This window comes from Pseudomonas sp. A25(2017) (genome assembly GCF_002001065.1).
Classification (GTDB): domain Bacteria; phylum Pseudomonadota; class Gammaproteobacteria; order Pseudomonadales; family Pseudomonadaceae; genus Aquipseudomonas; species Aquipseudomonas kilonensis.
On the sequence record NZ_MUOA01000057.1, the window covers coordinates 46,572 to 71,982 of the forward strand.

Annotated in this window: 25 protein-coding genes; 16 read left to right on the forward strand and 9 right to left on the reverse strand. The window is 58.3% G+C overall.

All coding sequences use genetic code 11. The features are described 5' to 3' along the window. Positions 1-82 precede the first annotated feature (82 nt). From B0E42_RS11605 to B0E42_RS11640, 8 genes are all read left to right on the forward strand, one after another. Positions 83-814 carry a GntR family transcriptional regulator gene (locus tag B0E42_RS11605; RefSeq protein WP_077506423.1) on the forward strand — a complete coding sequence of 244 codons (732 nt, stop codon included), beginning with the start codon at positions 83-85 and terminating at the stop codon, positions 812-814. Between the two features lie 122 nt (positions 815-936). Next, positions 937-2,226 (forward strand): MFS transporter, encoded by a 1,290-nt coding sequence (locus B0E42_RS11610; RefSeq protein ID WP_018602158.1) that lies wholly within the window; start codon positions 937-939, stop codon positions 2,224-2,226. Between the two features lie 28 nt (positions 2,227-2,254). Then, positions 2,255-3,085, forward strand: a complete 831-nt coding sequence (locus B0E42_RS11615; RefSeq protein WP_077506424.1) for an amidohydrolase — start codon at positions 2,255-2,257, stop codon at positions 3,083-3,085. 86 nt (positions 3,086-3,171) lie between these two features. Then, on the forward strand, positions 3,172-5,355 hold the full coding sequence (locus B0E42_RS11620) for a PAS domain S-box protein (protein ID WP_077506425.1): 2,184 nt from the start codon (positions 3,172-3,174) through the stop codon (positions 5,353-5,355). Then, entirely contained in the window at positions 5,352-5,753 is a 402-nt protein-coding gene (locus B0E42_RS11625; protein ID WP_077506426.1) for a response regulator, read from the forward strand. Before B0E42_RS11620 ends, B0E42_RS11625 begins: the two co-directional genes overlap by 4 nt. A 396-nt stretch (positions 5,754-6,149) precedes the next feature. Then, positions 6,150-6,593, forward strand: coding sequence for an HIT family protein (locus tag B0E42_RS11630; RefSeq protein WP_053179302.1), 444 nt, complete (start codon positions 6,150-6,152; stop codon positions 6,591-6,593). A gap of 180 nt (positions 6,594-6,773) precedes the next feature. Continuing rightward, a complete protein-coding gene (locus B0E42_RS11635; RefSeq protein ID WP_077506427.1) occupies positions 6,774-7,292 on the forward strand; it encodes a hypothetical protein in 519 nt (172 codons plus the stop codon). A gap of 109 nt (positions 7,293-7,401) precedes the next feature. Then, complete coding sequence (locus B0E42_RS11640) at positions 7,402-8,583, forward strand: carboxymuconolactone decarboxylase family protein (RefSeq protein WP_077506428.1); 1,182 nt, start codon at positions 7,402-7,404, stop codon at positions 8,581-8,583. Here B0E42_RS11640 and B0E42_RS11645 read toward each other — a convergent pair. Continuing rightward, complete coding sequence (locus tag B0E42_RS11645; protein ID WP_077506429.1) at positions 8,571-9,464, reverse strand: LysR family transcriptional regulator; 894 nt, start codon at positions 9,462-9,464, stop codon at positions 8,571-8,573. The two genes, B0E42_RS11640 and B0E42_RS11645, sit on opposite strands and share 13 nt — an antisense overlap. A gap of 465 nt (positions 9,465-9,929) precedes the next feature. Here B0E42_RS11645 and B0E42_RS11650 point away from each other — a divergent pair, with 465 nt between their 5' ends. Beyond that, the gene (locus B0E42_RS11650; protein ID WP_077506430.1) at positions 9,930-10,271 is read left to right on the forward strand and encodes a DUF6124 family protein; all 342 of its coding nucleotides are present in this window, start codon (positions 9,930-9,932) and stop codon (positions 10,269-10,271) included. A 156-nt stretch (positions 10,272-10,427) separates the two neighbouring features. Here the strand turns inward: B0E42_RS11650 and B0E42_RS31085 are convergent, their stop codons facing one another. From B0E42_RS31085 to B0E42_RS11660, 3 genes are all read right to left on the reverse strand, one after another. After that, positions 10,428-10,592 (reverse strand): hypothetical protein, encoded by a 165-nt coding sequence (locus tag B0E42_RS31085; RefSeq protein ID WP_156331369.1) that lies wholly within the window; start codon positions 10,590-10,592, stop codon positions 10,428-10,430. After that, a complete protein-coding gene (locus B0E42_RS11655; RefSeq protein ID WP_077506431.1) occupies positions 10,589-11,989 on the reverse strand; it encodes an MATE family efflux transporter in 1,401 nt (466 codons plus the stop codon). The genes B0E42_RS31085 and B0E42_RS11655 overlap by 4 nt, the downstream gene beginning before the upstream one ends. Before the next feature lie 86 nt (positions 11,990-12,075). Beyond that, complete coding sequence (locus tag B0E42_RS11660) at positions 12,076-13,935, reverse strand: ABC transporter ATP-binding protein (protein WP_077506432.1); 1,860 nt, start codon at positions 13,933-13,935, stop codon at positions 12,076-12,078. 171 nt (positions 13,936-14,106) lie between these two features. On the opposite strand from B0E42_RS11660, the gene B0E42_RS11665 reads away from it, so the two are divergent. The 3 genes from B0E42_RS11665 to B0E42_RS11675 all read left to right on the forward strand — a co-directional run bounded on the left by B0E42_RS11665 (position 14,107) and on the right by B0E42_RS11675 (position 15,816). Then, positions 14,107-14,409: a helix-turn-helix transcriptional regulator gene (locus tag B0E42_RS11665; RefSeq protein ID WP_018602188.1), complete on the forward strand. Its 303-nt coding sequence runs from the start codon at positions 14,107-14,109 to the stop codon at positions 14,407-14,409. A 64-nt stretch (positions 14,410-14,473) separates the two neighbouring features. Then, on the forward strand, positions 14,474-15,448 hold the full coding sequence (locus tag B0E42_RS11670; RefSeq protein WP_077506433.1) for a zinc-dependent alcohol dehydrogenase family protein: 975 nt from the start codon (positions 14,474-14,476) through the stop codon (positions 15,446-15,448). Between the two features lie 41 nt (positions 15,449-15,489). Next, the gene (locus B0E42_RS11675; RefSeq protein WP_077506434.1) at positions 15,490-15,816 is read left to right on the forward strand and encodes an antibiotic biosynthesis monooxygenase; all 327 of its coding nucleotides are present in this window, start codon (positions 15,490-15,492) and stop codon (positions 15,814-15,816) included. A 6-nt stretch (positions 15,817-15,822) separates the two neighbouring features. On the opposite strand, the gene B0E42_RS11680 is transcribed toward B0E42_RS11675, so the two are convergent. Together B0E42_RS11680 and B0E42_RS11685 are read right to left on the reverse strand one after the other, a co-directional pair. Then, positions 15,823-16,782: a hypothetical protein gene (locus B0E42_RS11680; protein ID WP_077506435.1), complete on the reverse strand. Its 960-nt coding sequence runs from the start codon at positions 16,780-16,782 to the stop codon at positions 15,823-15,825. Between the two features lie 114 nt (positions 16,783-16,896). Continuing rightward, positions 16,897-17,781, reverse strand: a complete 885-nt coding sequence (locus B0E42_RS11685) for a LysR family transcriptional regulator (RefSeq protein ID WP_018602196.1) — start codon at positions 17,779-17,781, stop codon at positions 16,897-16,899. A 113-nt stretch (positions 17,782-17,894) separates the two neighbouring features. Here B0E42_RS11685 and argC point away from each other — a divergent pair, with 113 nt between their 5' ends. Beyond that, the gene (gene argC, locus B0E42_RS11690; protein ID WP_077506436.1) at positions 17,895-18,824 is read left to right on the forward strand and encodes an N-acetyl-gamma-glutamyl-phosphate reductase; all 930 of its coding nucleotides are present in this window, start codon (positions 17,895-17,897) and stop codon (positions 18,822-18,824) included. Between the two features lie 28 nt (positions 18,825-18,852). Here the strand turns inward: argC and B0E42_RS11695 are convergent, their stop codons facing one another. After that, a complete protein-coding gene (locus tag B0E42_RS11695; RefSeq protein WP_077506437.1) occupies positions 18,853-19,644 on the reverse strand; it encodes a response regulator transcription factor in 792 nt (263 codons plus the stop codon). Between the two features lie 138 nt (positions 19,645-19,782). Here B0E42_RS11695 and B0E42_RS11700 point away from each other — a divergent pair, with 138 nt between their 5' ends. Continuing rightward, positions 19,783-20,886 (forward strand): polyamine ABC transporter substrate-binding protein, encoded by a 1,104-nt coding sequence (locus tag B0E42_RS11700; protein ID WP_033062430.1) that lies wholly within the window; start codon positions 19,783-19,785, stop codon positions 20,884-20,886. Between the two features lie 92 nt (positions 20,887-20,978). Continuing rightward, entirely contained in the window at positions 20,979-22,307 is a 1,329-nt protein-coding gene (gene tssI, locus B0E42_RS11705; protein ID WP_077506438.1) for a type VI secretion system tip protein TssI/VgrG, read from the forward strand. 29 nt (positions 22,308-22,336) lie between these two features. On the opposite strand, the gene B0E42_RS11710 is transcribed toward tssI, so the two are convergent. Continuing rightward, complete coding sequence (locus B0E42_RS11710; RefSeq protein ID WP_018602204.1) at positions 22,337-23,281, reverse strand: LysR family transcriptional regulator; 945 nt, start codon at positions 23,279-23,281, stop codon at positions 22,337-22,339. A 122-nt stretch (positions 23,282-23,403) separates the two neighbouring features. Between B0E42_RS11710 and B0E42_RS11715 the strand changes: the two genes are divergently transcribed. Next, a complete protein-coding gene (locus B0E42_RS11715) occupies positions 23,404-24,330 on the forward strand; it encodes an alpha/beta hydrolase (protein ID WP_077506439.1) in 927 nt (308 codons plus the stop codon). A gap of 268 nt (positions 24,331-24,598) precedes the next feature. Here B0E42_RS11715 and B0E42_RS11720 read toward each other — a convergent pair whose 3' ends face one another. Continuing rightward, positions 24,599-25,396, reverse strand: coding sequence for an alpha/beta fold hydrolase (locus B0E42_RS11720; RefSeq protein ID WP_077506440.1), 798 nt, complete (start codon positions 25,394-25,396; stop codon positions 24,599-24,601). Between the last annotated feature and the right edge of the window lie 15 nt (positions 25,397-25,411).

Genomic DNA, 25,411 nt, shown 5'->3' on the forward strand with positions numbered 1-25,411 from the left:
ATTCTTGACAATCAATCGACCTTGAGCAAATACTCGCATCCATATTCATATATATGACTAGATAACAAGGTGAATAAGGTCAATGAAATCTCTCTCCAGTGATGCCCGCCTGCCGCTGTATCAACGTTTACGCGATCAATTGGCTGAGCAGATCGCCAATAACCGCTGGCGTCCGGGGGAGGCGATTCCTACTGAGGCGGCACTTTCAGCCGAATACCAGTTGTCTACCGGCACGGTGCGCAAGGCCATCGATGCGCTGGTCAGCGAGGGCGTCCTGGAGCGCCAGCAGGGGCGTGGCACCTTCATTCGCCGGCCGCAGTTTCAATCGTCGCTGTTCCGGTTTTTCCGCTTTCAAAGCGCTTCAGGCGAACGCCGGGTTCCCGAGAGCCGGATCCTGTCCGTGGAACCGGTGGCCGCGCCTTCTGCGGTGGCCCAGGCGCTGGGGTTGCCGGCGGATGCGCCGGTGATTCGCATCGTGCGGGTGCGTCTGCTGGAAGTTGCGCCGGTGCTTGCCGAAGAAATCTGGCTGCCCCGCAACCGTTTCCAACCCTTGCTCGAGATCGACCTGAGTCAAAAGGGACCGCTGCTTTATCCCATCTATGAAGAAACCTGCGGTCAGGTGGTCGCCTATGCCGAAGAAACTCTCACCGCCGAATCGGTGAACGAGGTGTACGCGCGATTGCTGCAAGTACCGGTCAACAGCCCGGTGGTGGTGATCGAGCGTCTGGCGCGGGACTACGCCGGCAACCCCCTTGAGTGGCGACGCTCACGCGGGCACGCCGAGCATTTCCGCTACCGCGTGGAAATCCGCTGACCCCACCTGGCTAGCGGCGAGTCGGTCGCCGCAGCCCTTATCGTTTTGTTTGCCATGACTGGCCTTGCAGCGGCGCGGTTCGCTCTCGGCTGCCTTTCGTTCCAGCCATAAGGATAAAAATCATGTTCAGTTGGTATCGCCAAGTCACTGCGCGCGAGCGCAAAACGTTTTGGGCCTGTTTCGGCGGATGGTCGCTCGACGCGCTGGAAGTACAGATGTTCGGCCTGGCGATACCGGCGTTGATCGCCGCGTTCGCCCTGACCAAGGGTGATGCCGGGCTGGTCAGCGGTGTGACCCTGGTCACTTCGGCCATTGGCGGTTGGGTCGGCGGGACGCTGTCGGACCGCTACGGTCGGGTGCGCACGCTGCAGTGGATGATCCTGTGGTTTTCGTTCTTTACCTTCCTGTCGGCGTTCGTCACCGGTTTCCACCAATTGTTGATCGTCAAGGCGTTGCAGGGCTTTGGGATCGGCGGGGAGTGGGCGGCTGGTGCGGTATTGATGGCCGAGACCATCAACCCCAAGTACCGCGGCAAGGTCATGGGCACGGTACAAAGCGCCTGGGCGGTGGGTTGGGGGCTGGCGGTCGGCGTCTTCACGCTGATCTACTCCCTTGTGCCGCAAGACATGGCCTGGCGGGTGATGTTCGTCGTGGGGCTGCTGCCGTCGTTCCTGATTATCTGGGTGCGGCGCAACGTTGAAGAGCCCGACAGTTTCCAGCGCCTGAAAAAAGAAAACGTCATCCCGCAAAGCTTCTTCAAATCCCTGGGCGGTATCTTTCGCCCCGAGCTGATCCGCGTGACCTTGTTTGGCGGGTTGCTGGGGCTGGGGGCACACGGTGGTTACCACGCGGTGATGACCTGGCTGCCGACCTTCCTCAAGACCGAGCGCAACCTGTCGGTACTCAACTCCGGCGGTTACCTGGCGGTGATCATCTTCGCTTTCTGGTGCGGCTGCGTGGTCAGTGGCTTGTTGATCGATCGTATCGGACGTCGCAAGAACATCGTGCTATTCGCGCTGTGCTGCGTGGTGACCGTGCAGTGTTATGTGTTCCTGCCGTTGAGCAACACCCAGATGCTGTTCCTGGGTTTCCCGCTCGGCTTCTTCGCGGCGGGCATTCCGGCGAGCCTCGGGGCGTTTTTCAACGAGCTGTACCCGGCGGATGTCCGCGGCGCCGGCGTGGGGTTCTGCTACAACTTTGGCCGGGTGCTCTCGGCGGTGTTCCCGTTCCTGGTCGGGCACATGAGTGACTCCATGTCCCTGGGCTCGGCCATTGGCATCGACGCCGGGATTGCCTACGGCGTGGCGGTGATCGCGGCGCTTTGCCTGCCGGAAACCCGCGGTCGCAGCCTGGAAGCCACTGCTGCATCGGCGCCTGAGGTGGAGAGTGACGGCCAGGGCGCCCGAGCCTGATTTTCCTTATTTTCGATAGATGAAACCCATGGTTGATACCCGTACTACGCCGATCACCGGCATTGACTGTCACGCCCACGTATTCAGCCGCGGGCTGGAACTGGCCGCTGTCCGGCGCTACACACCCGACTATGACGCCACGCTCGCCCAGTACCTGGGCCACTTGCACGCCCATGGCTTGAGCCATGGCGTGCTGGTGCAGCCGAGTTTTCTTGGCACCGATAACCGCTACTTGCTGGCCGCGCTGCGGCAGGCGCCAGCGCAATTGCGCGGGGTCGTGGTGGTGGCGCGAGATATCAGCCGCGCCGAGCTGGATGACATGGCCCGGTTGGGCGTGGTCGGTGTTCGCTTGAACCTGATGGGCGAAGCCTTGCCTGACTTTCGCGACGTTGCCTGGAACGGTTTCTTGGGGCACCTCGCAGAACTGGGTTGGCATGTCGAGTTGCACGCCAACCTGATGGACTTACCGGGGCTGATTGATCAGCTGTTGCCATTTGGCATCCCGTTGGTGGTCGATCACTTCGGTCGCCCGGATGCGCGTTTGGGCCTCGATCAACCTGGCTTTGCCCAATTGATGGAGCTTGGACAGGGCGGGCACCTGTGGATGAAGGTGTCCGGCATCTATCGATTGGGCGCAACGGCGCCGCAGAATCATGAATTCGCCCGCGCCTCGTTGACGTTGCTGGAACACAGCTTTGGCCCCGAGCGCCTGGTGTGGGGCAGCGACTGGCCGCACACGCAGCATGAAGAACATGTCGGTTTCGAAACGGTCATGGGGCAGTTGCGCGCATTGGAATGTTCGGCGTCGCTGATGCAGGCGTTATTGGTCCAGGCACCCCAGGCATTATTCAGGTTTTGAGGCGCGCGGCCTGTGACGTCAAGTTTTCCTGAACTCGCCCAGTGAATAGGGATCTAGACTCCATTCAGGCGGTTTGAGGATGACTGATGTCGAACATTGAAGAGCTACCCAGGGAAACGCGTGCGCCAAGCGAGTACGAAAGCTTGATCGCGATGGGGACGAGCGCACTCGATGCCATCCCCGGTGCCGTGTACCTCTGTGATCGCCAGGGGTGGCTCGTCAGGTACAACAGCGAGGCGGCCGAGCTGTGGGGAAGGGCGCCAGCACTTGGAGAGAACGCTGACCGTTTCTGCGGCGCCCATCGGCTGTTCCTGACCGACGGTACGCCGCTGGCGTTCGAACACTGTCCGACGGCCTCGGCACTCGATACCGGCATTGCCTCGCGCAATCAGGAAGTGCTCATCCAGCGCCCGGATGGCTCGCGGTTCGTGGCGCTGATGAATATCCGCGCCCTCAGGGATTGGCGGGGCGTCATTCAAGGGGTGATCAACTGCTTCCAGGATGTTTCGGCGCACCATGCCATGGCCGAGGAACTTCGGCGCAAGAGTGCCGACCTGGAAGACTTTTTCGAAAACAGCGCCGTGGGCCTGCATATCGTCAGTGGCGAGGGCATCATCCTGCGCGCCAACAAGGCGGAGCTGGCGCTGCTGGGTTATCCGGCAGACGAATACATCGGGCGACACATCACCGAGTTTCATGTCGACGAGCCGGTCATTGGTGACATCCTCACCAAGTTGGGCAGCGGCGACTGCCTGCAAAGCTATCCGGCGCGACTGAGGGCCAAGGATGGCTCGATCAAGCATGTCACGATCACTTCGAATGGCCGGTTCGAGGACGGAAAACTCTTCAATACACGCTGCTTCACCCTCGACAGGAGCTGCGTTCACGCGGCGGAGGCGGCGCGCCAGGAGAGCGATGACCGGCTTTCGGCGACCTATGAGGCGGTGACCATCGGGATTTCCGAGGTCGATATGGATGGGCGCTTACTCCGGGTGAACGACGCCCTGTGCAACATGCTGGGCCGGTCGCGGGAAGAGCTCCTGTCGATGACATTCCTGGACTATACCCACCCGGATTGCATCCCGCAGGACGCGGGGTTGTACGCCCGCCAGGTGGCCGGTGAGCTGGATAACTACGTGCTGCGCAAGCGCGCCCTGAAGCCCGATGGCGAGGTGGTTTACCTCGACATCCATAGCTCGTCGGTGAGGGACGCCAGCGGTACGTTTCGTTATGGCGTGCGAGTGCTGCAGGACGTCACGCTGGCGCGGCGGATGGAAAACCAGATCCGTGAAAGCGAACGGCACATGCGCAATCTGCTCGAGGCGTTGCCTGCCGCGGTGTACACCACCGACGCCGATGGCCGCATCACCTTCTACAATCGCGCCGCTGTCGAACTGTCCGGGCGCATGCCTCAGTTGGGCGACATGTGGTGCGTGACCTGGAAACTGTTCAACACGGACGGCACCGCGCTACCCCACGATCAATGCCCGATGGCGGTGGCCCTGAAGGAAAACCGGCCGATACGCGGCGTCGAGGCCGTTGCAGAACGGCCGGACGGTAGCCGTGTTCCGTTCACGCCTTATCCCACGCCTTTGCATGATGCCGATGGAAACCTGGTGGGCGCCATCAACATGCTGGTCGACATCTCCGAGCGAAAACAGGCGGAATATCGACAGAAGACGCTGATCGATGAACTCAATCACCGGGTCAAGAACACCCTGGCCACGGTGCAATCGCTGGCAGCCCAGACGGCGCGCAATGCCGAGGATGCGAAAGAAGGCTATAGGCGTTTCGAGGCAAGACTCCTGGCGTTGTCGCGGGCACACGATCTCTTGACGAAACGGCATTGGGGGCAGACGCCGCTCGACACCCTGGCCCACGAAGTGCTGATGCCGGTGTTTGGGCATGAGCCTGGCCGCATCGTGATTGAAGGCTCTTCTGTGGACGTCGGCACTCGCGTGGCGCTCAACCTTACGATGACCCTCAATGAATTGGCGATCAACGCGCTGAAATATGGGGCAATGTCGGTCGAGACCGGGACGCTTGCCGTCACTTGGCAGCTGCAAGCCCAGGCGGACGGAACGTTGCTGACCCTCGACTGGCGCGAACAAGGAGGGCCACCGGTGTCACCGCCGGAACGGGAAGGGCTCGGTTCACGCTTGATGCAGCGCTGCATCGAGCGCGACTTGGCCGGCCAGTTCGACCTCACCTACGCTCCGCAAGGCGTTTGCTGCCGCTTTTCGTTCCTGATTGGGATGACAGGGGCATGACCCCATTTGCTGGCGTCAGGGTGCTGGTCGTCGAGGACGAAGGCGCGATTGCCCTGTTGATCGAAGAGATGCTGGAGGAATTCGGATGCGAGGTGGTGGCGTCGGTCGCGCGGCTCGCTGCAGCATGTGAAGTCGCTGGCTCGGCGCAGGTTGACCTGGCGATCCTGGACGTCAACCTGGCGGGCGAGCGGGTCTTCCCGGTGGCCGACATTCTTCACGGTCGCAAGATTCCCTTCCTGTTCAGCACCGGATACGGCGCCAGCGGACTGCCAGCCGAATACGCCGGGTGCCCGGTCCTGCACAAGCCATTTTCGCAAAGTGAGTTGCAGCAGAAAATGGCCGTTACGCTGAAGGAGGCCCGCGAAAGCGGCCTAGCATCCAGCACCGATGCCAACTGACCCGCCGCCATCGCGAGCAGGCTCGCTCCCACAATGGGGTAGCGGTGGACTTGTAAGTGGGTAATCACCACAAGTCCCCTGTGGGAGCGGGCTTGCTCGCGAAAGCGGTGGGTCAATCAACTACGATGCCGACAGGTCCGCCGCCTTCGCGAGCAAGCCCGCTCCCACAATGGATCGGCGGTGGGCTGTGATTGAGTGACCTCCACAAATCCCCCTGTGGGAGTGAGCCTGCTCGCGATGGCGGCCCGACATTCAGCACCGATCCCCACTGATCCAACACCCTCCCCAGCAAGCCCAGTCCCGGTGTTCAAGCAGCCCTCGACAAGACGTCGCCCCTGGACTGTGCTAAATCTCTTACCGGCAACCCACCTCTCCAAACCCATTCAAGGAGTGATCATGAGTCTCCACGGTCATTACGATCCGCAGAACATCTTTGCGCTGATCCTTCGCGGCGATGCGCCGTGCTACAAGATTTACGAAGACGCCGATGTGCTGGCCTTCCTGGATCTCTTTCCTCAATCGCGCGGTCATGTCCTGGTCATCCCCAAAGCCTCCCAGGCGCGAAATATCCTCGAGGTCGAGCCCGCCGTCCTGGGCGCGATGATGTCTGCCGTGCAGCGCCTGACGCGGATCATCGTGGACGAATTGCAGCCGGACGGGGTTCAGGTCGCGCAGTTCAATGGTGCTGTGGCCGGGCAAACGGTCTATCACATTCACATGCACATCATCCCTCGCTGGGAAGGTGAGGCGCCCGGTGTGCATGGCAGGGGCAAGGCCGATCCCGAGGAGCTGGAAATACTCCAGGCGCGTCTGGTCGAGCGCATTCGCTCAGAAGCCTGACGCTGGGCGGGACGCCGTAAGGGGCACAGGGCGTGCCCCACTCATCAAAATGCTCGGCAACCTTGCCACAACGTTCGAGGTTGTGAATCCCGCCACAGAACCCATCAACAATTCGCCACCCAATCCCTTGCCAACCGCTACCATTGCGCGCTGACCTCCTGACACCCGGACTTCACTTTCATGAAATTGCGCCTGCTGACCGCTGCCTTGTTGTTCACCTGCACCCTGACTCACGCCGCTGAATCGAAACCCGTTCCCAAAGCCCTGGAAGAACAGATCGGACACCTGGTCGCGCTCATCAAGGACAGCTACGCCACCGGCTACCCCGAAGCAACGCTGGTGCAGACGCTGGACACCGGCGAGGACAGCCAGGTCACCCTCGCGGTCTTCACCGTCGAGGGTTTCGGCATGGGCAACAACTACAGTCAATACCTGGCGGCCTTTACGCCCGAAGAGAACGAAGAAGGTGTGCCGCATTACAGCCTGTTGGACGTGATGCGCATCGGTGGCGACAGCTGGCGTGCCATCGACAAACTGGATGCCAAGCTGGTCAGCGATCCGACGGGTGAGCAGACCCTGATCGACATTCCCGTGATGGAGAATACCGACGAGGACGCGCCGAATTTCCCAAGCAGGGCCGCCGTGATTCACCTGTCTCTGGACGGGGCACAGGCCGTGCGGTTGGTTGAGATCAAGTAAATCGGATTTATGCGATTGCGATATGAGTGCTATGTAGTTGGGATGGTTTATCGATTAATGCGGCGCGGGTAATTTGTTTCTCTACGATATCAATCGAGAGGAAAGCCAAATGACTCTGCGTTCAACCGGTAGCCTTTGTTTTGCGCTATGCGCGGCGGCGCCTTTTGCCGGCGCCGCCAGTACAGAAAGCACCAGCGAGTCGCGGACTTCGCAACAGATCAGCCGAGCCGGCAGCCAGGCTTCAGTCGCAGGCCCGGCGGACTATTTCACCGGGCGAGTGCGCGTTGATCCATTATTCCCGGCAACCCATGAAGTCAACGTCTCCGGCGCCTACGTCAGCTTCGAGCCGGGCGCGCGCTCGGCCTGGCATACCCATCCCGCCGGACAACGCTTGGTGGTGGTTTCCGGTGTCGGCCTGACGCAGGAATGGGGCAAACCCGTGCAGCAGATCCGCCCGGGCGACGTGATCGTCTGCCCGCCAGGCGTCAAGCATTGGCATGGCGCCGCGCCGACGAGCGCCATGACCCACCTGGCCGTGACCGGTACGGTGGAGGGCAAAAACGTGGAGTGGCTGGAGAAGGTCAGCGAAGAACAGTACGGTGTCGCTGGAACGGCTACGCCATCGGCCAAGCCGGATGCCGTGGCGGTTTCGCAAACCCTATCGACCAAGCAGCAAGCCATCCCGCTGATTGCCGCCGCCATGGCGACGAGCAACATGCCTGGCCTCAATACCGCCTTGAATCATGGGCTGGATGCGGGCCTCACCGTCAGCGAGGCGAAGGAAATCCTGGTGCAGCTTTACGCCTACAGCGGCTTTCCCCGCAGCCTCAACGCCCTCGGCGAATTGATGAAAGTGGTCGAGGCTCGCAAGCAGCGCGGCGTCCAGGACGACCCGGGTCGTGAGCCCGCTCGCCCGGTGCCTACCGGCGATGCGCTGCTGGCGGCGGGCAAGGCCAATCAGACGCGCATTGCCGGTGCACCCGTCCAAGGGCCGTTGTTCGACTTCGTCCCGGTCATCAACCAGTACTTGCAGACGCACCTGTTCGGCGACATTTTCGAGCGTGACAACCTGGACTGGCAAAGCCGTGAGCTGGCGACAGTCGCCGCGCTGGCGGTCACCCCCGGCGTGGAGTCGCAACTGCGCTCGCACATGGCCGCCAGCCTGCGAGTCGGCTTGAGCGCTGCCCAGTTGCGGCAGTTGATCCAGTTACTGGGCGAGCAGGGCGACGCCGCCGCGGCCAAGCGTGCCAGTGACGCGTTGGACACCGTCCAGGCCAGTCAACCTTCATAACGCAAGGCTTCGCGCAGCAACGTGAAGGCCGGTGAACTTTGGCGGCGACTGGGGTAGTAGAGGTGGTAGCCGGAGAACGGCTCGCACCAATCTTCCAGCACCCGAATCAACCGGCCTTGCGCGACGGCGTCCTGCACCAGGTCCTCCGGCATGAAGGCCAGCCCCAACCCTTGAAGGGCAGCTTCCAGGCGCATCGCGATGGTGTTGAAAACCAGTTGGCCTTCCACCCGGACTTTCAACTCCTGTCCGTTTTTCTCGAACTCCCAGACGTAGAGGCCGCCATGGGTCGGCATGCGCAGGTTGATGCAATTGTGCGTCGTGAGATCGTCAGGAATGACTGGCTTGGTGTATCGGCTGAAATACGCTGGCGAGCCCACCACCGCCATGCGCATGTCAGGACCGATGCGCAGGGCAATCATGTCCTTGGCCACCTGCGGACCCAGCCGCACACCGGCGTCGAAACCCTCCGCGACGATGTCGGTAAAGCCATAGTCGACGATGATTTCGATATTGAGGTCGGGATGGTCGGGCAACAGCCTGGCAAGCACGGATTGCAGGATGGTGATCGCGGAGTGCTCACCGGCAGTGATGCGCAACTTACCCGCCGGTTTATCGCGAAACTCACTGAGCATCGCCATCTCGTTATCGATCTCTTCGAACCGCGGAGCGATCACCCGCAGCAGGTGTTCACCGGCTTCGGTCGGGGCGACACTGCGAGTGGTGCGCGACAACAGCCTGACCCCCAGCCGCTCCTCCAACTGACGCATCGCCCGGCTCAGCGCCGGTTGCGACATGCCCAGCTTGGCCGCGGCGCGGGTGAAGCTGCGCTCCTGGGCGACGGCGGCGAAGATGGCGAGTTGGTCGTAGCGTTCGGTGGTCATTGATCCGTCTCAGGTATGAGCAGGCTTGGATTATGGCATCTGTTGTATTAATTGGCTGAGCCATGGTTGTGGTCTTCCAATCACATTGCACCCGTCGCGCAGCGCTTCGGTGGTGGAATGGTTGAACGAGCTTGTCGTAGGAATCGACGGAACGAATATTCCCCATTGACTTGCAGGACATTTCCTAGAAAATTCCAGTCCCTTGCGCCTGCTGATTTCGGTGCCTAGTCTTTGTCCACCGCTGCCAATTCAGCGGTCGGGTTTAGTCGCTCGGTATCTCGTTAGGCGCAAGGTCTCCTTGAAGTCAGGCTACGATTTTCTCGCTGATTTTATGGTGGCTGTGCGCAGGGCACTTTCGAGTGCGCCGGTTTCCTAACGTCCCGGTCGACTAACCTGCGCACAGCCGCCACCCCACTTCGTTTAGTCGCGAACAGTGGCGGATCCGACTGACGTTAGGAGGTCCATATGGACAAACTCATCCCCGACCCACCCGTTCCACCGCTGCACCTGGACATCGCGGCCGACGCCAACGCCGAACGTGTCATCGATTCCTATCTGAACCCCAAACCCGCCCAGCCTGACAAGAAGTCACCTCCAGAGCAGCTATTCACCGTCGTGGAGGGTGTCGATGCTGAAAGCCTGTTGGCCAACCTCAGCGAAACCTTGGCCTCTGCGAATGCCATGGCCGGCGATTTGGCGTTCGGCCTGGAGGATTCTCGACGGCATGTTGCACTAGGGCTGCAACAATTGATTGAACTAGGCCTGCTATTGGCAAACCGGGCGCTGGATGTCATCGACCCTAGATAGGCGTTCGTGACGGGTGTGGGATAGACCACACTTTTCCAAGGTGAATCGGGTCGGAAGCAGGGCTGCTTCCGACCCAAAACACCCACTTGCAGACCACCCCAGGCCATCCACGCTCATACCTGATCCACCCACCAAAAAAGGGCGCCTGAAGAACCGCTAGGCCATGCACTGGGCCCCTGCGCGGTACAGGTAGCCGTCGCCGGCCTCGAGCAGTTGTGCTTCATCGATGAGGACACCGCCTCGTCTGGACAGTTGTGCCAGACGTCCTGTAAAGCAGTTGATCGCTAAAGGTGCGAAACGAATGACTTCATTCAGGTTCATAGGACGCTCTCGCTGGCCGGATGAGGATCGACGTGAAGACGGTTTTCGGCCCCTCGAATGGCTTTGGCGATTCGCCAGAAATAAATTGCGCCAATCAAAAATTCGAACACCGAACCGATGACCCAGCATGTCACCAGCGACGACGGGACATCGCGATTGCTCATCGCGACGTAATAGATCAACGGAATGCTCATAAACCACATCAGAGCCAGGCGCACGACCAGCGAAAATCTGGCCATGCCAATACTCTCCAAGACGGCGGCACCCGTCATAGAGAAGACAAAGGCGGCGGAGAATGTCCACAGTACGCGTTGTGTATCGACGGCCAGGGCGACGATCTCCGGGTTGTGCCCCAGGTCGCCGAAAGCCTTGAGCAAGACCTGTGGCCAAGTGATTTGAACGGTGGAAACCAGCAGCACGTAGAGCAGCTCGATGGTCACGGTCACCCGTAGGATCGTTGCCAACTCAGTGTATTGCTCCTTGCCCACTGCCGTGGCGCACAGAATGCTGCAACCAATACCCAAACCGATGATCGGGATGATGCCCAGGTAATTGATCGTCAGATTGACGTTGTTTGCCGCTAGCGCACTAGAGCCAAGTACGGCAACTATCCAGATGAATGCAGTGTTGCCGAGCTGATCCACCCCGGCGGATAAGCCACTGGGAACACCTCTACGCAGCCGGAAAAACAGCCGGGGCAGTAGGCGCTCGCTACGGGCAATGATGATGTTCATCAACTCAAGCCAAATTTCTCGAGGCAGCATTACTGCGTAGCACGTCAGCATGGACAGAGTGCCGATCAAAGTACCGATAGCGGCTCCGGCCATTCCCATTTCGGGCAGCCCGAACTTTCCGAAGACCAGGCCGACGGTGAAGATTGAGTCGACTACTTGACCAACGATGCCGACCATAAGCGTTTCGCGGGTTCGACCCACACCATTGAAGAACGAGGACAGCGCCGTGTCGATCGTCATTACGCCACCGAAGATCGCCGCCCAGAACATGTACTGCGATTCGAGGCTGACAATCTGCGGTGGGCGGGAGCTGAGCTGTGGGATCATCGCGATCAGTGGGGCGGCGACAAACAACAGAACACCGCAGGCAATACCAAGGAACAGCCCCAGTGCGGCTTCACTACAAGCCTCGCTGAGCCCCGATCGACCATTCGCCTGTGCAATAAAGGAGCGTGACACGCCGACGGTGCTACAGAAGAAAGCGATGATCGCCATGCTCGTGAATACTGCTGGACCGGAGGCGGCCAGCGTATCTTGTGAGTAGTGTGCCAGGCATAGCCTGTCGACAAGCATCATCAATAAATTGCCGACCATCGTCCCCATCAACGGAAACGAGACGATGGCGATTCTTTTCGCCACCCCTGCGTCAAACCAGTGCCGCATATTCACATTCCTTTGTCTCACGGCTGCCGCGATGGTCGTCCAACACATCGCGTAAAAGATAGCGTTTCACCCCAGACCATCCACGCTCATACCTGATCCATAGCCTCAGTCACCCCCCGATCCTCACCCAGGAACCCGCCACTCTGATGGTGCCAGAGCCGCGCATAAATGCCGTTCTTTGCGAGCAGTTCAGCGTGGGTACCCTGTTCAATAATGCGCCCATCATCCATCACAATCAGTCGATCCATCGCCGCAATCGTCGACAGTCGATGAGCGATGGCGATGACAGTTTTACCCTGCATCATTTCATCGAGGCTTTCCTGGATGGCGACTTCGACTTCCGAATCCAGCGCGCTGGTCGCCTCGTCGAGGAGCAGGATCGGGGCGTTCTTGAGCATCACCCGGGCAATCGCGACGCGCTGACGCTGGCCGCCCGACAGCTTGATGCCGCGCTCGCCCACCAGGGTGTCGTAGCCGGTGTGACCTTGGCGGTCGCTCAGTTGGCTGATGAACTCATCGGCCTGGGCATTGGCCGCGGCACGGCGGATTTGCGCGTCGCTTGCGTCGGGTCGGCCGTAGGCGATGTTGTCGCGAATGGAGCGGTGCAGCAGGGACGTATCCTGGGTGACCATGCCGATGGCGCTGCGCAGGCTGTCTTGCGTCACGCGGGCAATGTCTTGCCCGTCAATGCGAATCTGCCCGCTGTCGACATCATAGAAACGCAGCAGCAAGTTGATGAGCGTGGATTTGCCCGCGCCGGAACGGCCCACCAGGCCGATTTTCTCACCCGGACGAATGTCCAGGCTCAAGCCATCGAGCACCTGGCGTTCGCCGTTGTAGTTGAAGCTCACGTTGTCGAAGGTGACCGCTCCGCCAGAGGTCTCCAGCACCCCGGCGTCCGGCGCATCCTGCACCTTGGGACCGCGGGTGAGGGTGGCCATGCCATCCTGCACGGTGCCGATGCTCTCGAACAGCGAGGTCATTTGCCACATGATCCAGTGCGACATGCCATTGATACGCAACGCCATGGCGGTGATTGCCGCCACGGCACCGGCGCCGACTTCACCCTGGTGCCACAGCCAAAGCGCATAACCGCCTGCGGCCATGATCAAGCCCACCACCAACGCCTGGTTGACGATCTCGAACTGGCTGACCAGGCGCATCTGGCGAAAGCCGGTCTGTTTGAAATCCTCCATGGCCGCGCGCGCGAAGTGCGCTTCACGATTGGAATGGGAGAACAGCTTCACGGTGGTGATGTTGGTGTAGGCGTCCGAGATACGTCCGGTCATCGAGGAGCGCGCATGGGCCTGTTCCTGTCCGACTTTCCCCAAGCGGGGCACGAAGTAGAGCATGGCCAGCCCGAACAACACGATCCAGGCAAGGAACGGCAGCATCAGTTTCAGGGCGAAGCCGCCGGCCAATGCGATGATCGCGATGAAATACACGCCGATCCCGGGTGCGATCTCGATCAGGGTGAACAGCACGTCGCGCACGGCCAGCGCCGTCTGCATCACCTTGGTGGTGACCCGGCCAGAGAACTCATCGGAAAAAAACGACAGGCTTTGCCGCAGCATCAGGCGGTGAAAGTCCCAACGCAGCCGCAACGGCAAATTGATCGCCAATACCTGGTGCTGCACCATCGTACGCAGCGCCACCAGCCCGATGCTGGCCACCATGACGATGCCCATGCCCCACAGCACGCGACTTTCCTGCGCCGCCGCCTCACCACCGGCTTGCCAGGTCGAGAGCAGGTCCACGACCTGACCGAGGAAAGAAAACAGCCAGGCTTCGTAGATCGACACACCGGCGCTGAGCAGTGCAAACGCAAGGATGTAACCGCGGGCGCCCCGTGTGCACGCCCACAGAAACCGAGCCAAGCCTGCGGGCGGTGGCGGTACCTCGTCGGGCGGGAAGGGGTCGAGTCTTTGTTCAAACACGCGAAGCATGGGGGTCTCCAAAACGATCAATTAAGGAGATTCTGCCATTTAAAGGTGGCTTTGAGGGTTCTGTGGAGTGGTGGGTATGGCTCTATTGGCATGCTGCCCAAGATGTTGGGTTGCCGGGAGGGGAGCGAAACATCGTATTGACATATCGAAAAATCTCGATATTCTAGGGCCATGGACTTGATCGAAATATTCAAAGCACTCTCAAACCCTACACGCCTGCAAATCTTGAAAGGCTTGAAGGATCCCGCAAAGAACTTCCCTCCACAGGATGAAGGTGACGTTCTCACGGTGGGTGTTTGCGTCAGTAGTATTCAAGAAGGTATCGGACTGTCGCAGTCAACGGTGTCTGGTTACCTTGCAACGCTGCAACGAGTGGGCTTGGTCGAAGTCCGGCGTATCGGTCAGTGGACCTACTACAAGCGCAATGAAGCAACCATCAGCGCGCTTGCCGAGGTCATAGGGAAAGAACTGTAGTTTTTTTTACCGTAATATATCGAGATATCTCGATATTCCTTTTTGTAGATTCGAGGATTTTACGATGAAAGCAATGGTACTTAAATCATTCGGCGGGTCGGGATCGTTCGAGTTCCGCGATGTGCCCAAGCCCGTACCGCACACCGGACAAGTCTTGGTCCGAGTGCACGCAACCTCCATCAACCCGTTGGATTACCAGGTTCGACGCGGCGATTATCCCGACCTGGTGCAACTGCCGGCCATTACCGGACACGATGTATCGGGCGTCGTCGAAGAAGTTGGGCCAGGCGTGACAACCTTCGCTCCAGGAGACGAAGTCTGGTACACCCCGCAAATATTTGACGGGCCAGGCAGTTATGCCGAGTACCACGTTGCTGCCGAAACCATCATCGGGAAGAAGCCGCCCTCGCTAAGCCATCTAGAGGCGGCAAGTCTGAGCTTGGTTGGCGGGACGGTATGGGAAGCGCTGATCGTGCGTGCGGCGCTCAGAGTGGGCGAAAGCATTCTGATCCACGGCGGCGCGGGAGGCGTCGGTCATGTGGCGATCCAGATGGCAAAAGCCATTGGAGCAAGGGTGTTCACGACCGTGCGCGAGATAAACGCTGAGTTCGTGCGAAGCCTGGGAGCCGATGTGGTCATCGACTATGAAAAGGAGGACTACGTCGACGCCATCATGCGGGAAACGGGTGGCCGCGGAGTGGATGTAGTGTTCGACACCATCGGCGGCAATACCTTGTCGCGCAGCCCCGACGCGCTGGCACAGCTTGGCCGAGTTGTCTCGATCGTGGACATTGCACAGCCACAAAACCTTGTCCAGGCCTGGGGCAAGAACGCGAGTTATCACTTCGTTTTCACAAGGCAGAACCGCGGCAAGCTCGATGAGTTGAGCACATTGGTCGAGCGAGGTCAGCTGCGGCCACATGTGGGCGCTGTCTATTCGCTTGCCGACATTGCGCTCGCCCATGCCCGGTTGGAGAGCCCCAACAACGGCGTTCAAGGAAAAATCGCGATCGCAGTCGAGCCATCGCTCATCGCGTAAGTGCGTACTGTTAACCGTTCAAGTCATGTTCGAGGAACGCCATGATTTATGAGATCGCTCTGCTCCCCATTCACAAAGAACGCATTGAAATGTTCAGGCGTGCATTTGCCGAGGTTGCTCCTTTGCTCACTCGCGCAAAGGGTTACTGCGGTCACCTGCTAGCGCAAGGGATTGAGTCCCCCCAGCAATTCAACCTGATCGTACGATGGCAATCACTCGAGGATCACACGCCGGGTTTCGAAGAGAGTGAAGACCATCGGATGTTCATGATGGGCTTGGAGGACTATTTTTCGGAAGAACCGAGGGTCTACCATATTGACGGGACAGCTTCCTGCTCACCGTTTCTGACCGAGCGTTGGTCGAATTGACCACCTTCAGGGATTGGAACTCATCCGGCCCCGGATCGCCATGCGCAGACAACCCCAGGCGATGAATCCGATGATCAACACCTCGGCCATGCCCACCAGCATGTTGAATGAGAAGGTGAGCGGTTGCTCGGCCCAGTAGAAGGTGGTCGTGCCCGTTCGACCGCCGACCCGCAGCCGCCCGGCAAACAGAGCAGGCACCAATGCGATGACGCGATTCAGCTCCAAGAGTGCCAGGAAAACACCCATTAGAAGGAGCAGGGCGCGTGCGGGCGTGCCGAGTTTTTGGGTGGATTTATCGGAAGGCGTGAGCCCCTTGGCTTTGCGCTGCCTGGCTTCCCTCACCGCTTTACCGCTGGTTGGGGTTGGAGCAGGCCTGTAGGTTGCCTGCTTCACACCCGCCGCCGAGCCCACCACGACTTCGGTGGGCACTGCCACGTTCAGGTAGTCGGCCAGCTCACGCAGCCATACGTTGGTGCGTTGACTTCCCGGCACTACCGGAACGTTGTCGGTCGTCAGGCGGTGTTCGGTGCCATCGCGCATCACCAGCCACAATTGGGTGTAGGCGGGCTCGGCATCTTGGCGGCGGCGAAGTTCGAGGCATTTGGGGGGATCGATTCTAAACACCGAATGCACACGCTCGCGACGCCCAAAAAAGTTTCGAGTGCGGAACTTGCCTTCACCGTCGCGTCGCGATAACAGCAAGGTCTCGCGGATACCGGTGTACACCATCAGGAGGAGACCGAGGGCAGGAATCAGCAGCAGCCCGAGCACGAACAGCAGTGAAGTCAGCGGATCGAGGTCAGTCAGGGGCGAGCCTTCATCAGCGATCACAAACACGGCGAACGCCATCGGCAAGATGAAGGCCAGCGCGCCTGTCAGCAGCACGAAGGCGCTCTGCACCAGATTGCGCGAGTGGATGTACAGGTCATCCTGCGCGGTGCGCTCGAACCGATGTCCAAACAACATGCAGACCTCCTGGTGCGCCGCTTTTAGATCAATCAATGGGGCGTACAAACGGCGGCACGCCGAGGGCCTGGATCGTGTTTTACGCCGCGCAGAATACCTCATGCCCAGACAAAATCACTCCGCGCTCAACTCCCACAACACATCCAGCACATGTTGCGTAGGCCGTTCGATGTCCCGACTGCGGTGGGCAATCCCCAGTTGACGCCACAATAAGGGCTTCAAAGGCCGCATGACGATTCTGTTATCAAGCAATGGCGTAGCCGCCTCATGGGGCAACAACGTCGCACCATATCCCGCCGCCACCAGGCTTTTGATCGCGTCGTTGTAGTTCAGTTGGATACGCGGCGCAGGCTGCTGCCCATCGCTGGCGAACCACTCCGCCGTCAAGCGCGAAAGGCGCGTGGTGGCGTCATTCAAAATCAATGGTTGAGCGGACAGCCAGTCGGGGGTCACAACCTCCGGGGACTCCCAGCGAGCCGGCAAGAAGGCCATGACCGGGTCCCGTCGCCACGGCTCGATCCGCAAACCCTTCACCGGGGACTGCGGCAGCGCGACCAAACCAACCTCCAAAGCGCCCTCGGCAAGTTTCTTCAAGGTTTCCTGGGAGGTGAGCACTGCGACTTGTACATCGATCGCGGGGTGGCGTTGGCTCAATGTCTCCAACGCATGCGGCAGCAACTGTGCGATGGCCCCTGTGGAGGCGCCTAGCCGCACACGCCCGGCCAATCCTTGAACCTGACGTTCGACGTCCTCAAGCGCCTGCTCTGCATCTGCCAATAGGCGCCGCGCGCGTTCTACCAGCGTGTTCCCTATCGCTGAAGGCTGAACGCGGCCACGCGTGCGTGACAACAGCTTGCCGCCCACGCGCGCCTCCAGGTCGGCGATATGCAAACTGACGGTGGGTGGAGCAAGGTGCAGCGCACGGGCGGCCTCGGCAAACGATCCCAGGTCGGCAATCGCCACCAGCGTGCGCAGACGGTCCAGGCTGATTTCGCGCATGAGGATTTCCTTGTTCAGAAAAACTGAATTTCATCGTTTATAAATTCAACTTTTCCTATCTTAGAGCGTCGCTGAAGATTGGGCTCCTGATTTCCAATGTCCGAGAGCATTCCATGGCAAGTCCCCTTGTATTCATCGATGGCGACCAAGGCACCACCGGGTTGCAAATCCACCAACGTCTGCGCGAGCGCAGCGATCTGCGGCTTTTCACACTCAGCCCTGAACATCGCAAGGATCCGCAGCGTCGCGCCGAAGCCATCAACCACTGCGACATCGCGATTCTCTGCTTGCCCGACCAAGCCGCCCGCGACGCTGTAGCGACCCTCGAAAACTCCGCCGTTCGGGTGATCGATGCGAGTTCGGCGCACCGCACCCATGCAGACTGGACCTATGGATTCGCAGAGATGAATCCGCAACAGGCCCAGCGCATCGCCGCTGCGCGGCGGGTCAGCAATCCCGGTTGCTATCCAACGGGGGCGATTGGGTTGCTGCGGCCATTGCTGGAGGCCGGATTAGTGCCCAGCGATTACCCGCTGAACATTCATGCCGTGTCGGGTTATTCCGGAAAAGGACGGGCCGGTGTGGAGGAGCATGAGGGCGCGGACGCAACACAGGCGTCGGCATTTCAGGTCTATGGGCTGGGGCTGGCACACAAACATATTCCGGAGATTCAGCAGCAAAGCGGGCTGACGGAGCGGCCGATGTTTGTGCCGGCCTATGGCGCTTTTCGGCAGGGGATCGTGCTGACCATACCCTTGCAAACCCGGTTGTTGGCGCCAGGCGTGAGCGCGGTGCAGTTGCATGCCTGTCTGATGCAGCACTACGCCGATACGCGCCATGTACAGGTGATGTCGATGCAAGAAGCTAAAGCGTTGACGTCCCTTGATCCTCAAGCGCTTAACGGAACCGATGATTTGCGCTTGTCGGTGTTCGAGAATGATGAGACCGGGCAGGTTTTGCTGGCCGCGGTGTTTGACAATCTTGGGAAGGGCGCCGCTGGCGCGGCGGTGCAGAATCTGAACTTGATGCTTGCAGGCGCATGACCGCACAAATCAGCCCGATGCCCTGACTTCAATGGGTCGCGGGAATATTCTGTTTGGGCATGAAGAATCGAGCAAATAGCTCAGATTGTGACTTGATATTTAATTTAGCGTAAATGTTGCGGCGGTGAACCTTTATGGTCTCCGCCGAGAGGGACAGCTTTCCGGCTATTTCCTTATTGGAGAAGCCGCTGAGTAACAAACGGAGTACGTCACTCTCGCGTGCTGTTATTTGGGTGCCAAGCTGATTGACCGTTTCCGGCCACAGAGGCGGCTCAGTCAGGGTTTTCTCTACGTCAGTTTCAAAACCCATGCGCTGATGCATCAATGCAGTGACCCACGGTTTGATGATGTCAAGCATGGTTATCTGTTCTTGGCTAAAGCGGACTTTGCTGCCAATGGAAATGCACAATGTTCTATTGCTGTCGAGCTGGACATTGTACTGTGCTTCATCCATGGAAATGTATTGTGCAAAATACTTGTGGTAGTACTCGGTTTCAAGAAAGTACTCGGGTGCAATATCCAATAGATGAAAGAAGCCGCTCTGTGGGTTTTCTCGATTAGCTATATAAAATGGATCAAGTAGATAAAGCCCCTTTACGTAACGATGAGTGAACGCGTCAATCTCTTCCGCATCTGCTACCTCAGGAAGACTAACGACCTGCACGTGTTGATTGCTGAAAATCAATACAACCCAATTATCGATTTGCACGTACTCATTTAACGTGCGAACAAGTGAACTCCAGAAGTCTGGACGGTTCAACTGCATGATCAGCTTTCCAATCGATCGATGCCAAGCCAGGCTGTGAAGGTCAAACGGCATTTTCTACCCCTTTAGGGTTAGGGATTGGCAGGTCAAAGGTAAGTATTCGTAGGTATTTACTATTCGGTAACACCCGGTATATTCGCTGCCAGGGTTAACGATGGCCATGAGGGCATATCGTCTTGACAAGGATGTTGCATGAGAAAGTCACATTTGCGAACCATTTTTTCCGCCTCGCTTCTCTGTGCCGGGATAAGTACATCAGCAGCGGCTGTAGAGCCCGGGATGTATCTGTATAACTGGTTCGGGTTGCTTGCACCGGAGACGCCAAAGGAGTTTGAACAGGAAACTGGCACGAGCGTGCATATGGATGCGTTCGACAGCGCCGAAATCATGCAGAGCAAAGTCATGGCCGGGCGCACCGGGTATGACGTGGTTGTGGCGACCTCCAATGTGTTGCCCAGCCTGATCCAGGCGGGAGTCCTTCAGCCGTTGGATCGTAGTCAGCTGAGTAACTTTTCACACATCGATCCTGAGCTCTTGGCCCAGCTCGCGGTCAATGACCCTGGTAACCGCTACGCCGTACCTTATCTATGGGGCACAACCGGCATTGGTTATGACGTTGACAAAGTCAGGGGTGCGTTGGGTGATAATGCGCCGGTCAATAGCTGGGATCTGATCTTCAAAGAAGAAAACATTAGTAAGCTCCAGTCGTGTGGTGTGGCAATGCTTGACTCTCCAAGTGAGATCATTTCCATTGCTTTGAATTACCTGGGGCTCCCTAGCAACAGCAAGAACCCGGATGATTACCAGAAAGCCCAAGCCTTGCTGTTGAAAATTCGCCCTTATGTCCTCTATTTCGACTCCTCCAGAATCGACGCCGACCTGGCTGACGGCAATATCTGTGCAGTTGTGGGATGGGCTAATGGTGCCCTTGCTGCACAGGCCAGCAACGAGAAGGCCAACACCGGGCGCAAGATCGCCTACAGCCTTCCTCGCGAAGGCGCGCTGTCCTGGTCGGAGAATCTGGTTTTGCTGAAAGATGCTCCCCATCCCAAAGAAGGTATGGCGTTCATTAATTACATGATGCGACCAGAAGTTATCGCCAAGACCTCAAACCACACGCTATACCCTAACGCCAATAAAGATGCCGCTGAGTTTGTCGAGCAGAAGCTGCGAGACAACCCTTGGATTTATCCAGACAAAAAGACGATCGCTACACTTATTCCACTTGAGCCACTGCCATTGAAACTGGAGCGGATCCGCACGCGGATCTGGACCAAAGTGAAGAGTGGTGTCTGATCTGACTTGATTTGTCGCCTGATGCTCGATGCAAGCCTTTATTTCATACATGGGCGTGGGGCGAACAGTAGGTTTTAAAAAGAGAACAGCGGATGTTCAACCCAGCCAATCAAACGCATTTCAGTTTGACCATCGACGGTTTTGAGCACGATTTTCAAGTGCTCGCATTCACCGGAGAAGAGGCAATCAGCAGGCCTTACCTCTTCAATGTGGAGTTTGCTAATGAGCGGTCCGATCTGGATCTCGAAAGCCTCTTCGACGTGGAGGCTTTTCTGACCTTCGACTCGAAGGGCAACGGCATCCATGGACGGGTCTATCACATCGCTCACGGCCGCAACGGTCAGCGGTTGACGCGCTACAGCCTGGCCCTCGTACCGCACCTGTCCTACTTGCGCCACCGCATCAACCGGAGGATCTATCAACGGTTCTCGGTGCCGAAAATCGTCGCCTTGATACTGGAAGAACGCGGCATTCTGGGCGACGCCTATCGGTTTCATCTGGGGGCGACCTACCCCGAGCGCGACTGCTGCACCCAGTACGACGAAACAGATTTGCACTTTATTCAGCGTTTGTGCGAGGAAGAGGGTATTCACTTTCACTTCCAACACAGTGCTCAAGGCCATGTGCTGGTCTTTGGTGATGAGCAGGCGGTTTTCCCTAGGATGGGGCACCCGACTGCTTATGGACAAGCGTGCGACAGGGTGGCCAACGAGCCACTGATCAAGCGCCTCAACCTGCGCTTGGGACAGCTCACCAGTCGTACCTCGCACCGCAACTATGATTTCGAGCAACAGCTGGACATTGAAAAAGATCACAGGCCGGAGCGTTCCACCGGTCACGAGCACGGCAAGCAGATACGTCTTCGTAGTATGGAGCGCCGCCATGCGGCCTATCGGCAAGCTGAGGGGCAGAGCGACCAGACTCGGTTACTCAGTGGCCATGTGCTGGAAATCTCAGGCCATCCGCGCCAGGAGTGGAACGCTCCATGGCTACTGACTCAGGTCATCCATGAAGGCAGGCAACCACAGGTATTGAGTGAGGACATCGCCGCTGGCAGCACTGACAACGAGGATGACTTTCATCAGGGTTACCGCAACCGCTTTATCGTTCTTCCATGGAATGTGCCCTATCGTCCGCCGTTGGCCCACAAGAAACCTCAGGTGCCAAGCAACCAGGCTGCTGTAGTCGTCGCTTTAGAAGGCGAGGGGATCCAGAGTGATCTGCGCTTTGGAAGGATCAAGGTCAAGTTCCCCTGGGACCGTGAAGATCGATTTGACGACAAGAGTTGTTGTTGGCTGAAGGGAGCCGTCGATTGGAGCTGTGAGATGGGGCCGCCCCGGACGGGCATGGAAGTCGTGGTCACCTTTCTCGAAAACGACCCTGATCAGCCGGTGGTCAGCGGTTGTCTGTGTTGTCGCTAAGGGGGCCAGACCATTAACATGCGCTTCGCTCAGGGGGCAGACAGAGGAGTACCTTCCGCCGGATTATGCTCCCATGGTGGAAAAGGCGACCAAGCCTCCACAAGCTTATCGATGAAGAGTCGAATTTTTGGAGAGAGGTGCCGCTTGCTAGGGTAGATCACCCGAATAGGCTCTGCGGCCTCTGCATATCCTGCGAGCAATTGAACGAGCTTGCCGCTCCTCAAATCGTCGTTAACCACGTAGGAGGGAAGAGTCGCGATACCCAGGCCAGCGACAGCTGACTGGTGCAATGACTCAGCACTGTCCATCTGTAGCCTTCCACCATGAGTAACTGGCAAAGAGCGACCGCTCACTCGAAAATTCCAGGGAAGCAGTCTCCCGCCGCTCACGAAATGCAGGCACTGATGCTCGAAGAGATCTTCGGGCGTTTTGGGGGGTGCATGCTCAGCCAGATACTTGGGTGAAGCGCAGGTAATCATTTGCTGGTAAGCCACGGTGCGCGTGAGCAACCGAGAGTCTTCCTTGGGAGGCCCGATGCGCATGGCCAAGTCAAATCCCTCATCAATCAGGTCGACCAGCCTGTCGGAAAAGGTGATATCCACGCTCAAGGATGGCCAATCCTTCAGACAGCACTCAATGTGCTGAAGGACATGAAGTCTGCCCAACGCAACCGGCAGGCTCATCCGCAGTCGTCCACTGGGTGTCGAACGACGAAACGCAAGGGCATCCTCCACGTCGTCCAGATCCTGAAGAACGCCCACGCAGCGCTCATAAAGAACCTGGCCGTCATCCGTCATGCTCAAACTACGAGTGGTTCGATTCAGCAAACGTACCTGTAATCGAGCCTCAAGCCTGACTATGGACTTCCCCACTGCCGAGCGAGTAAGGCCAAGTTGCTTGGCCGCCGCAGTGAAGCTCCCAGCGTTTACCGAGCTTACAAACGCTGCAATATCGTTCAGGTTATGGAGTTCCATGGGACCTCTGGACGTCAACGTTCGGGCGGCTTAGCACCCGGCTATGGGGAACCCTATTCCCCAATCATGAGCATAACATCTCAATTAGCCATTCCGTTGTCCAACGATCAATTGAGGTCATTATGAACATTGAAGTACAAACAGCCGTCCAAACCTGGGCTAACAGCCTTAGCGATCTGGTACCCGTTCTCAAGGGAATCGATACCACCACAAAGATGAGCGACATCCGCGACTCCTACGCAAAAATGCTCGCGCAAAATCCAGCGCCTGCTGGCGTCAAATTTGAAGCAGTCGACATGGGTGGCGTGCCAGGCACACTGGTCACTCCGGACGAGATCAAAAGCGACGCAGTAGTGATGTATATCCACGGCGGTGCTTACATTGTTGGGCGTCCAGACGGCTATCACGGCATCGGCGGCAACTACGCAAAGATGCTCGGTGCTCGTGTGTACATGCCGGACTACCGCCTTGCCCCTGAACACAAGTTCCCAGCCTCTATTGACGACACATTGCGCGCCTACGAGTGGTTGCTTGAGCAGAAAATCCCGGCTAACAAGATTGCATTCTCTGGCGAGTCAGCTGGCGGCGCGATGGTTGTCAGCGTGATGGTGGCGGCCAAATCCAAAGGACTTCCATTGCCTGCGGTTGGCTCTTCCATTTCGCCATGGGCAAACCTTGAACACACCGGTGCTTCCATGAGCAATCGTGAAGGTTTGGATCCTCTGAACTCCAAGCCTATCCTGGATATTCTGGCCAGGGCGTTCTTGGGCGACACATTGGCCAATCATCCTCTGGCCTCTCCTGTGTTCGCGGACGTCACTGGACTTCCGCCAATTCTGGTGCAGATCGGCGAGAACGAGCTGATGTTGAGTGATGCGATGCGTCTTGCAACTCATTTGGCTGATAACCGCGTTCGCGTCAACCTGGAGGTATGGCCTGCGATGTTCCATGCCTGGCACTTCTACGCCACCATGCTGCCAGAAGGTCGGCAGGCAATGGAGAGTTCCGTGCACTTCATTGAGGTTGGCCTGGCCGACGCTAATCGCTAAAACGTAAACCGACCGCGACAGTTTCCGGCTGTCGCGGTTCACCCCTTGGCATTCAAACAACGGGGCCCACCCTGGATGGGTACGCACCTGCGTCGACGACGAGGCCAAAACTGGTTTTGTCCGGCACTAAGGTTGATTGCATCGAGATAGACATTCTTGGCGGTCCACATCCTCTTTCTGAGAAGTTGTTTCCTGAGCAGCTCAACATATACGCACGTTAATTTAGCTAAACGAACCATTACAGCGGTGTCAGCTTTTGGCTGTGGATTCAACCGGTGTTGCGTTTCAGGAAACCCTCGATAAGGGTTGCGAAATAAGGCGGGCACTCTTGCATCGGGTAATGACCGCAGTTGGGGATAACGTGCAGTTCTGCGTTCGGATGCCACGCCAGAAAGGTGCGTGTCATAGCCGCGGAATCAAGTCCGGGATCCTTGTCGCCGACAATAACCAAATACGGTGTTTCAAGGCCTCGAACGTCATCAACGAAATTGGCTGTGACCAGCATTTCGAGGTACCTCGCCCGGCAGTCTGGTGAGACCGTGTTGCGGCTTTGTTGGACCTTGAGATCAACCCACCCATCGGAGAGACCTCCGGTCACGAATTTGAACAGACGCCGAAGGGCCTCGTCGTCTTCTATCGTGCTGGCAAAGAACGCCAGGGCCTCTGGACTCAACCGATTGCCAGCGGCAGAAACGGGACACACCGCTATCGCGCTCGCGACGCGAGACGGGGCGTCCGCCGCAATACGTTGCGTGATCATCCCGGTCATCGAGTGGCCGACCACGTGGAAGCGCGCCCAACCGAGCTGGTCGGCGAGCATGAGGCAATCGGAGGAAATTTCCTCTACTGTAAATTCACCAGCCAATTCAATGGATTGCCCGTAGCCACGCACATCAACGAAAACATAGGTAAACGCGTGGCCGTCAAGACAGGGCATGACGGCATCGTAGCTGGAGTGGTCGCCCAGCCAGTCATGCATGACCAGCACATGAGTGGGGCCATTGCCGTACCGCACATACCCTAAGGTGGCGTCGGCGCCGAAGCTGATTTCAATGGGTGCTTTCATGTCATGGTTCCTTTG